This window comes from Micromonospora sp. NPDC048898, from assembly GCF_043198035.1.
GTDB lineage: Bacteria > Actinomycetota > Actinomycetes > Mycobacteriales > Micromonosporaceae > Micromonospora.
The window spans coordinates 546,721-556,923 of record NZ_JBICUF010000004.1; the positions used below are offsets into that span (position 1 = coordinate 546,721).

Annotated in this window: 6 protein-coding genes, 2 tRNA genes and 1 pseudogene; 2 read left to right on the forward strand and 7 right to left on the reverse strand. The window is 68.8% G+C overall.

The window, feature by feature from the left end:
- Positions 1-2,081 (reverse strand): annotated as a pseudogene (locus ACGFIQ_RS15610) (hypothetical protein); the annotation flags it as partial.
- Positions 2,074-2,856 carry a hypothetical protein gene (locus tag ACGFIQ_RS15615; RefSeq protein WP_393243987.1) on the reverse strand — a complete coding sequence of 261 codons (783 nt, stop codon included), beginning with the start codon at positions 2,854-2,856 and terminating at the stop codon, positions 2,074-2,076. The pseudogene ACGFIQ_RS15610 and the gene ACGFIQ_RS15615, both read right to left, overlap by 8 nt.
- 1,021 nt (positions 2,857-3,877) lie before the next feature.
- Here ACGFIQ_RS15615 and ACGFIQ_RS15620 point away from each other — a divergent pair.
- On the forward strand, positions 3,878-4,255 hold the full coding sequence (locus ACGFIQ_RS15620; RefSeq protein ID WP_088986731.1) for a carboxymuconolactone decarboxylase family protein: 378 nt from the start codon (positions 3,878-3,880) through the stop codon (positions 4,253-4,255).
- A 50-nt stretch (positions 4,256-4,305) separates the two neighbouring features.
- Positions 4,306-4,704, forward strand: coding sequence for a tyrosine-type recombinase/integrase (locus ACGFIQ_RS15625; RefSeq protein ID WP_393243988.1), 399 nt, complete (start codon positions 4,306-4,308; stop codon positions 4,702-4,704).
- An 83-nt stretch (positions 4,705-4,787) separates the two neighbouring features.
- On the opposite strand, the gene ACGFIQ_RS15630 is transcribed toward ACGFIQ_RS15625, so the two are convergent.
- The 5 genes from ACGFIQ_RS15630 to gyrA form a co-directional block, all read right to left on the reverse strand.
- Positions 4,788-4,863 (reverse strand) — tRNA-Ala (locus ACGFIQ_RS15630).
- Positions 4,864-4,905: 42 nt separating this feature from the next.
- Positions 4,906-5,034 (reverse strand): DLW-39 family protein, encoded by a 129-nt coding sequence (locus tag ACGFIQ_RS15635; RefSeq protein ID WP_209444550.1) that lies wholly within the window; start codon positions 5,032-5,034, stop codon positions 4,906-4,908.
- Positions 5,035-5,078: 44 nt separating this feature from the next.
- Positions 5,079-5,152, reverse strand: a tRNA-Ile gene (locus tag ACGFIQ_RS15640).
- Positions 5,153-5,301: 149 nt separating this feature from the next.
- Complete coding sequence (locus ACGFIQ_RS15645) at positions 5,302-6,210, reverse strand: DUF3566 domain-containing protein (protein WP_393243990.1); 909 nt, start codon at positions 6,208-6,210, stop codon at positions 5,302-5,304.
- Positions 6,211-6,214: 4 nt separating this feature from the next.
- Positions 6,215-9,997: an intein-containing DNA gyrase subunit A gene (gyrA, locus tag ACGFIQ_RS15650; RefSeq protein ID WP_393243992.1), complete on the reverse strand. Its 3,783-nt coding sequence runs from the start codon at positions 9,995-9,997 to the stop codon at positions 6,215-6,217.
- Positions 9,998-10,203: the final 206 nt, after the last annotated feature.

The following is a 10,203-nucleotide window of genomic DNA, read 5'->3' on the forward strand; positions in this document are numbered from 1 at the left end:
TCGGCCGCCCGGAACTCACGGTCGTCCTTGGCCTTGGACGCCTTGAGAACCTTGTCAGCCTTCTTACTCTCCGCCTTCGCCTTCACCTTCTGCTGCGCGCGAAGCTCCTTGTCGGCGGCGAACTCGCGCGCATCCTTGGCCCGCGCCGCCTCGACCGCTCTTCCGGCCGCCTGCTGCGACTCCCACTGCGCCGACTTGGCCTTCGCGTACGAGTCCCACCGGGCAACCTCGTCCTTGCGGCGCTGGGCGGCCTTGTCCTCGTTGATCGCCTGCTCGAACAGTTGACGTCTCGCCTTGCCGAACTCGGGTGAGATGAGGGGGACTGAGCCATCCTCGTACGACGGGTCGCCGCCCTGGTAGAACTGGTACCTTTCGATCTGTTCGGCCCGCGTGCTCGGGTCCTTCAAGGATTCCTGGAGGTACTTGAGGCTTTCCCGCTCCCGTTGGTCCTGCACCCCCTGAAGCGCGGCGAAGGCCTCCGGATCCTGCTGCTCCAACCACTGCAAAGCGACGAGTTCCAGTCCCATCCCGGTCGCGCCGGACCCGCCGCGCAGGCCGCCAAGGCGCTTCGCCAGGGCGGCGGCCCCGCCGGGTTTGGCGGCGGTGGTCGCGGGGGTGCCCGCACTGTCAGGAGTGCGCTGCGCACCGGCGCCGCCCGACCCCTTCGGGCCGTCGGTCCTGGGCCGGGTCTTGGCCGGCGGGTCGTCCGGTGGGTCGCCACTGCCCTTCTTGCCCTGGACGGGACTTACCGGTGCGTTGTGCGTGGCGTGAGCCTTGTCCCGAGTTCGGGCGATATCGTCGCGCGCACGCTGCTCAGCCTTGCGTACCTTCGCCTCAAGCTCATCAGCCTTCCGCGCGACGATGGTGGCCTCGGTCGTGGCCTTCTTGAGCGGCCCCCGAACCTGCTCGGACTGTTTGCGTGCCTTCTCGACGCGCCGCTCTTCCTTCGCCACCGCCCGCGGGTCGTCCTTGGCCCGAGCCGCCGCCAGGCGCTGCTCGGCTTGGCGTACCGCCCGGTCGGCCCGGTCGGCGACCCGCTGTGCGCCGTCGGCGGCGCGGCTCGCCGTGGTGGCCGCCTTCCTACCGTCGTGAGCCTTCTGCTTGACCTCCACGCCAGCCGCGGCGACGTACGCCTGGTTGTACCGCTGCGCCACCCGATCGGCCTGCTGGGCCCTCGCCGCGGACCGGGTCGCCTCCTTCCGCGCTGCCTTGGCGTCCCGACCGTCCGTCCTGCTCTGCTGGCGGGCCTCGGAGGATCCCGCCGTCCGAGCCTGCTCCGTTGATCGGCGCGCCTGTTCCTCGGCCCTGGCCGCCCGGACCGCAGCCTGCTCAGCGGTTGCCCGGGCCCGGGCAGCGTCCTGGATAGCGGTCGTCGCCCTTGCCGCGTCCTGCTGGGCCTTCTTGGCCGCCCGCAGGGTCGACGCATCCACCCGACCCAGGCGACGACGCTCGTCGGCCCGAGCCTGGCGGAGCCGCTCGGCGTGCCGGGCGGCGGTGATCGCCAGCGTCACGGCCAGCACCCCGCTGCGGACCGGTACCGCGCTGGACTGTCCCCCCTGCACGGCCGGCCCGGGCTTGGGGACGGCAGTCCCGGCCTTGGGCAGCTGACTGGCAGCCTTACCGAGATTGTCGGCGGCCTTGCTCAGGTCGTTTCCGGCCCGTACGCCGTCCTTCGGGATGACCTGATTCTGCTTTCCGCGACGGGCTTTCCGCTCGTCTTCCTCCCGCTGGGCGGGAGTCCGCCGATCGACCGAGTTGTCCTCGTAGTACCTCGGCGGATCGAGCTGATCCTCCCAGTGGTGCGCCGGTGGCCTCGGCCGGTACCGGTCCACCTGACCTTCGCGGGCATCCAACTCCGGTCGGTCGAACGGGAGGCCTTCCCACTTCCCGGTCGCCGGGTTGTAGACGACCCTCGCTCCCCACCGATCGGGTTCCGGCTCGCTGCTGGCCACGTACCGCAGGTCGTCGGGCTGCCCGGCTCGCGGGGGCGACTGGACCGCCCCGCCGACCAGTCCGGCGGCCAGGGCGACGGAGAGCAGGACGGACATGGTCAGTCGGCTGGTCCTTGTCGTCTCAGCCACCGAAAGCTCCGTCACCAGCACCCGGGCCGCCGGCCCGGACCAATCGGGGCCCGTCGAGGTCAGGGCGCACTCCGGGCCAGCCGGGTCGTGCCTGCCACACCGAGCGGGGGTACGCGGGCCGCACGCGGTCGTGACACCGCTGGATCGGGGCGCGGTCCTTCAGGATCCGTTCCTTCAGGTGCGGTGGGCGGACGTGCACCACCTGGTTCCTGTCGTCCTCCACCCGCGGTTGGTGGTTCTCTCCTGCCGCAGTTTCGGTGACCCGGCAGATGGCCCGAACGGTTCGTCCCTGGTCGACCGGCTTGCAGGCGTGTCCGGAGCTACGGCCGGACGCGAGACGGCTCGGCACCCATCCCTTGGTCCGGTCCACTGATTCGGCACGACGCTTGTTCCTGTCGACCGGCTCGGCACGACTCTTGTTCCGGTCCACCGATTCGGTGCGGCGCTTGTTCTGGTCCACCGGCGCGAAACGACGCTTGTTCCGGTCCACCGATTCGGTGCGGCCCTTGTTCTGGTCCACCGGCGCGAAACGACGCTTCTTCTGGTCGACCGCGATGGCGGGCGTGCCGTTGTCGGTGGCGCTCTTGGCAGCGGCGCCACTGTCGACGGGCTGGCGCGGCGAATCCTGCCGGACAGGTGCGGTGGTGGACGGCTGCTCGGCGATCGGCGTTCCGGTGACCGGAACGTCGACCGCGACGGCAGTGGGAGATCCCGCGGTGGCGGTCGCGGAACCCGCTCGATCATTCGTGCCGACCCAGGCGACGGCGCCGCTCACGAGTGCCACCGCCAGGATGAGTCCGGCCCAGCCCCAGGTCCGTGGTTGCCACCGCCACCTGGCCGGCGCGTTCGCCGGTGGCGACGCGGCCGGGCGCCTGGCTGGTGATTTACGTCGTCGGGTCACGGATCCTCCTCGTTCGCAGCTCGCGACGGCGAAATTCGCTCATTTCGCAGCGAGCAACCTTTGGAAGAAGCCAACGCGGTCGCCGATTTCCCAACAAGGTGAACAGCCGCTCGGGACAATCCCGACCAGGTTCGCGACCAGTCCCGTACGCGCTGCCCAGCACCCCTGGGACAGGCCGGGACTGTCCCGTACGGGACAGCGCCCAACCGGTTGGGCGGGGTACGCGAAGGGTGAGCAGGGGGCTTGGCACTCTCCAGGTCGAACGCCTGGAGTTTCCAGCGTGCGGCACAGACGTGACTGTCGCGTGGCTCAACCAGAATCAGGGGAGATGACCGATTGGCCATCTCCCCTGATCAACTGCTGTGCGCCCGAACGGATGACCTCTGGAATGCCTGCTCTCCCAAAGTGTGGCCGCCGGCACCGCGATGGAGGGAGCCACGGAACGTCGATCCGCTCTTCGAGCAGCTCCGCACGGCAGCTGCGACCGAGATCAACCAAGGAAAGTGCTGGTGGAGCCCAGGGGACTCGAACCCCTGACCCCTGCCTTGCAAAGGCGGCTCGATGCGGTGGATGCTCACCGATCGATGTCGGCGGCTGGCGTTGGAGTCAAGGGACTTGGTGTCCTGCACCAGCGGTTGTTGGCTGTTGTCGTGCGTCTCGCTGACTTCTCGCTGACGAAGGACGTTGATGAGGCGGGACTTGCGAGCGGCGGCAACCTCCACCGCTGCCGACCCTTCAGGCGTGGGCTGACGCACCGGGCGCGAGTAGGCGCTCGACCGCATCCGATGCTATCGCGATCACCGGTTTCCCAAAACGGCCGACCGAACGCCGGGGTGGGCACGATGCTGGAACCGAACGGCAGTCGATCGGCTGACACGTGCGGAGGTGGCAACGCATGCCCGACGATCCCCGATACCAGCAAGCCCTCGACACCGCGGAGCGCCTCCTCGGCCAACCGTTGACCCTGCCGCTGGCCGACGGGGAACCCGCGGTCGGTCAGGACTTCCGGCGGCTGGCGACCGAGCACACCTTCGGCGACTCGTGGCCGCGACCGGGCCTGGACCTGCGGAGCCGCTGCCTGATCTCGGTGGCCGTCGCGGCGGCGCTGGGCACCCACGAGCCGCTGCGGGGGCAGTTGCGCATCGCGCTGACGTCCGGCGTGACCAAGGAGGAGATCGTCGAGCTCTTCATCCACCTGGAGGCGTACGCCGGGGCGGCCCGGGCGTTCGACAGCTACCAGGTGGCCGCGGCGGTCTTCGGCGAGCACCGCTGACGACGCTGGCGCGGCACCGCGAGCGGACGGACCCCGCCGAGGCGGATCGGGTGTTCACCAACCAGGCAGGCGACCCGATGCTCCGCAGCAACTTCCGGCGTCAGGTCTGGCGACCGTCGCTGGTACGGGCCGGGCTGCTCGGCGAGGTCACGGAGACCGGACCGGACCGATTCCGGGCCGCCTGGCGCGATCGGGAGAGCGTTGAGTGGTCAGCGGAGTTCACCACGCAGCGGGAGGCGGCGGCGCACGTCGCAGCGAAGGCGGCGGGTGGGCTGCGCTTCCACGACCTGCGGCACGGCTACGCCACGTACCTGATCTCAAGCGGGGTGCCGGTCAACGTTGTACAGGCGGTCATGGGCCACGAACAGGCATCCACGACGCTCAATCGCTACACACACACCGGCCGACTTCCACCGGGTCATCCGAGGCGTTTTCGCGGACCCCGCTGACGATTCGCTGACGAAAAAGATGACCGCCGATTCGACAACTCGGAATCAGGAGAGGAAGACGCCCGGTGACCTGCACCGGAGCTTGGTGGAGCCCAGGGGACTCGAACCCCTAACCCCTGCCTTGCAAAGGCAGTGCTCTGCCAGTTGAGCTAGGGCCCCGTGGACGGCCGTGACGCCGATCACTCGGCGTCGGGCCGGACCTCAGCGCAGGTCGGGCGCGGTGGTCGCCTCGTGCCAGAGGGCACGCTCGTCGTTCGAGGCCTTGATCTTGTTGAACACGACGGCGGCCACGCCGACGACGCCAGCCAGAATCAGCAGCTTCTTGAACATTGGGGCGACCCCTCGTGCTCGACTAACGTCGGACGACCGTGCGGTGGGGCTAGATGGAATCGAACCATCGACCTCAGAGTTATCAGCTCTGCGCTCTAACCGACTGAGCTATAGCCCCGCGTTGCGACGAGCAAGATTAACCCATCCGCTCGGCGCACCCCAAATCGGGGTCCAGACCGACGAGCCGGGCCGTCGACGCCTGCAAAAACTACCTGAGTACGGGACGCCGGAGCGACCGCTTTCCGCGGTGCCCCGGCGCCCCGGTCGTCAGTCCCGCTCGGCGAGCGTCAGCTCGATCCCGCCGACCAGGTCGGCGCAGACGTTGTAGACGAACGCCCCCAGCGTGGCCAGCGCGGTGAACAGCACCACGTTGACCAGACCGATCAGCGCCGAGCTGAGGATCACGCCCTTGGCGGTGATCTGGAAGCTGCTGGTGCTCTGCCCACCACCGGCGTTGACCAGGTCGCCCAGGCTGTCGTTGACGCTCTTGAACACGCCCATCGCGTCCAGTGCCAGGTAGAGCACCGAAGTGGCGACCACCACGACGATGAAGAGCACCACCGAGACGGCGAACGCGAACTTCATCACCGACCACGGGTCGATCCGCTTCAGGTTCAGCCGCGCCCGGCGCGGCCCGCGGGACGCCGCCGAACTGACCGACGTACGCGCCGCACGCACCGCGTCACCGACACGGGCAGCCCCGACGGCGGACGGGTTGCCGATCCCCGGCGGCAGGCCACCCCCGCTGGCCGGGCGGCCGGCAGCGGAGGTACGCGTCGCATCCGACGGCGGCTGCGTCATGCCGGGCATGATCCGCGGCTGAGTGCCGGTGGTCCCGCTCGACGCCGCCTGGCCCGGCCGCACGTTGATCGGCTGGGTGGTCGCCGGACGGGCCGACGGCGCCGCCGAACCCGGAGGTGTGGCGACGGCGGACGTCGGCGCCTCGGCACCGGACGTCTCCGTCTTGTCACCCGAACCAGCGTCATCACTGCCGGGCTCCGGCGGGGGTGTCATGCCCGGGGCCCTCGTGAACTTCGGGGCAGGCGCGTCGGCGGGGACCGTTGCCCGGCCTACGGCCGCGCGGCCAGTCGCTGGTGTGCCGCCCTTGGCGGCCTCCTCGTCGACCGGGTTGGCCGAGGTCCCCGTGTTCCCCGACTTCGCCTGTGTCTCCGTCATTCAACTAGTCCTGTTCGTCAGGCTCGTCGGCATTGCGAGCAATCGCCACGATAGTCACGCCGTCCGGGAGGTCCATCAGCTTGACCCCCATTGTGTTCCGGTCACGCGTACGGCGTACAGGCTTCACCGGAGTCCGAATGACACCACCGTTGCTGGTGATCGCGAACAACTCGTCGTCCGGATCGATCACCACCGCGCCAACCAGACCACCGCGCCGTTCGGTGATCTTCGCAGTCAACACGCCCTTACCTCCCCGGCCCTGCACCGGGTATTCCTCGATCGGGGTCCGCTTCGCGTATCCCCCGTTCGTGGCCACCAGAACGTCCAACCCCTCCCGCACGACCTCCATGGCGAGCAGGACGTCGTCGTCCGTGAAGCGCATGCCGATCACACCCGAGGTGGCCCGACCCATCGGCCGCAACGCCTCGTCCGAGGCGTTGAACCGGATCGCCTGCGCCTTCTTCGAGACCAGCAGCAGGTCGTTCTCCGGCGCAACCAGCGCAGCACCGACCAGCTCGTCCTCATCGCGCAGGTTGATCGCGATGATGCCGCCGGAACGGTTGGAGTCGAACTCCTCGAGCCGCGTCTTCTTCACCAGGCCGTTCTTCGTGGCCAGTACCAGATAGGGGGCTACCTGGTAGTTCGGGATCTCAATGATCTGCGCTATCTGCTCATCGGGTAGGAAGGCGAGCAGGTTGGCCACGTGTTGGCCCTTGGCTACCCTACTGGCCTCCGGCAACTCGTACGCCTTGGCCCGGTACACACGGCCCTTGTTCGTCAGGAACAGGATCCAGTCGTGCGTCGAGCAGACGAAGAAGTGGCTGACGATGTCGTCCTGCCGCAGCGTGGCGCCACTGACGCCCTTACCCCCGCGTCGCTGCGAGCGGTAGAGGTCGACCTTGGTCCGCTTGGCGTACCCGGTCCGGGTGATCGTCACGACCACATCCTCGCGGGCGATGAGGTCCTCCATCGAGACCTCGCCGTCGAACGGAATGATCTGCGTCCGGCGGTCATCGCCCCACTTGGCGACGATCTCACCAAGCTCCTCCGAGACGATCCTCCGCTGCCGCTCCGGCTTGGCCAGGATGTCCTTGAGGTCGGCGATCTCGATCTCGAGCTTGGCCAGATCGTCCACGATCCGCTGCCGCTCCAACGCGGCCAGGCGGCGCAGCTGCATGTCCAGGATCGCGGTCGCCTGAATCTCGTCGATATCCAGCAACCGGATCAGGCCCTGCCGAGCGTCGTCCACGGTCGGCGAACGCCGGATCAGCGCGATCACCTCGTCCAACGCGTCCAGCGCCTTGCCCAGACCGCGCAGGATGTGCGCCCGCTCCTCGGCCTTGCGCAGCCGGAAGGCGGTCCGCCGACGGATCACGTCAATCTGGTGCTCGACGTAGTAGCGGATGAACTGCGCCAGGTTGAGCGTGCGCGGCACCCCGTCGACCAGGGCCAACATGTTGGCGCCGAAGGTCTCCTGGAGCTGGGTGTGCTTGTAGAGGTTGTTCAGCACGACCTTCGCGACCGCGTCGCGCTTGAGCACCAGCACGATCCGCATGCCGGTACGCCCGGAGGACTCGTCGCGGATGTCCGCGATCCCGGCGAGCTTGCCCTCCTTGATCAGCTCGGCGATCCGCTCGGCGAGGTTGTCCGGGTTGACCTGGTAGGGCAGCTCGCTGACGACCAGGCAGGGCCGACCTCGCTTGTCCTCCTCGACCTCCACCACGGCACGCATCCGGATCGAGCCACGACCCGTGCGGTACGCGTCCTGGATCGCGGTCTGGCCGACGATCAGCCCGTGGGTCGGGAAGTCCGGGCCCTTGACGATGCCGAGCAGCGCCTCAAGTGTGGTCTCCTCGTCCTCCTCCGGGTGCTCCAGGCACCACTGCACCGCCGCGCCGATCTCCCGCAGGTTGTGCGGCGGGATCTTGGTGGCCATGCCGACCGCGATGCCCTCGGAGCCGTTCACCAGCAGGTTCGGGATCCGCGACGGCAGGATCGTGGGCTCCTTGGCCCGGCCGTCGTAGTTGTCCTGCAGGTCGACGGTGTCCTCGTCGATGTCCCGCAGCATCTCCATGGCCAGCGGGTCGAGCTTGCACTCGGTGTTGTGGCTGACGAACCCGTCCGAGACGAACGAGTGGTCATCGGTGTCGACCCGGACGCTGTAGACGGACTGCACGCCGGCGTCCGTGATCTGCGCCACCTCGGCGTAGTAGAACCGACCGTCGACCAACGGCTCGACCACGTCGAGCACCTCGGTGTTGGTGATCCGGGCGGCGATCTCGTCGCGGTCCCGCTCCCAACGCTCCACCCGGTCCACGTTGTGCCGACGCAGCCAGTCCCGCTCGGTCCAGCGCTGTGCACCGTGCTCGCGGATGAAGTCGCCGACCAGCGGCACGTGGTCGCTGGAGAGCGCGGTGCTGCTCGCCGGCACCTGGGCCAGCTCCGCCTCCAGCTTGGCCTGCTTGCGACCGAGGAAGCCGACGTGCGCGGCGAAGATCCGGGCGTCACGGCGGTTGGTCACCACGACCTTGATCTCGCCGTCGTCGTAGCGGGTCTGCCGGCTGATCACACCGAACTCCAGCAGCAACTGCTGGACCTCCCGGGCCAACCGCTCACTGCGGGTCGAGTACGAGATCTGGATGGTGTTGCGCGGCAGCAGCGAGGACGAGCCGTCGCCCTCGAAGAGCGCCTGGAGGAACGCGCGCTTGATCGCGGCCGACCCCTGCCAGACGAACTCGGGAACGAACTTCGCGGCGCTACGGGCACCGACCAGGTCACCGAGGAGGCTCCTGCGCAACGCAGTGAGGTCCTGCACGTCGAGTTCGTGCAGGGTGCTGCCGGAGGCGATGACCCGCTCGCTGACGTAGCGGGGCCCGCCCACCGCAAGGTCGTAGGCCGCGAGGACGCGGACGAAGAAGTCCCGGTCCACGTTGTTGAAGCCGGCACGGCCTGGCGAGACCCAGCCCTCGCTGACGAACGCACCCGCGAGGACGGCCGCCTCGACGTGCTCCAGCATCGGGTAGCCGATCTCGTCCGGCACCGCGCGCTGGAGGACGACCCGGTCACCCGGGGAGATCTCAGCCAGCAGCTTCCACAGCAGGGTCGGCACACCGGCGACGTCCACCAGGCAGAGCACCGGGTGGTTGTGGGTGCCGGTCAGCTCGTACCCCTCGCGGGTGCGCAGCCGCAGCGTAGGGTGCTCACCGGAGTGGAAGAACTTGGAGGCGCGGACCAGGTCGCCGTTGCGGTCGCGGACCTTGAGGTCGATGTCGATCTCGCTGGACGGGGCCGCGTCCGGCACGACGTCGCCGATCCGCACACTGCCGTCGGCGGTGCGAATCCGGACATCTCCGACAATACAGTAACGCATCGCCGCAGCCGGATCGTTACCCGGCGAGCCGAAGTTGCCGTTGCCGTCGACCAGCGGGTAGCGCAGCGACCAGGGCTGCGCCATGCGGACCAGCGCGTCGTAGATGGCCGAGTCGCCGTGCGGGTGGAACTGGCCCATCACGTCGCCGACGACCCGGGAGCACTTCACGTAGCCGCGGTCCGGACGGTAGCCGGAGTCGAACATCGCGTAGAGGATCTTGCGGTGGACCGGCTTGAGCCCGTCCCGTACGTCCGGCAGCGCACGCCCGACGATGACGCTCATCGCGTAGTCGAGGTAGGAGCGCTGCATCTCCACCTCGAGCCCGACCGGTTCGATCCGGTCGTGTGCGACCACGGCGGCGATCGCCTCGGCGGGGACCTCGGGCTCGTTAGGTGTGGACTCGGGAGAATCGGTCACTGTATACCCTTATCAGACTCAGAGTCGTTTTCGTGCTGTGGATAACCGCTGTGGATACCGGCCAAGCTGTGGATAACTCTGTGGACCGGTGGAGCGGGCGGGGGGGGGCCGGCCCCGCCCCCCCCCGGGGTACGCTTGGCACGCACCCCGCGGCCCGTGGGGGTGGGGGGGGGGTAGACCGCCGGGGGGGGCGCGGCACCCCCCAC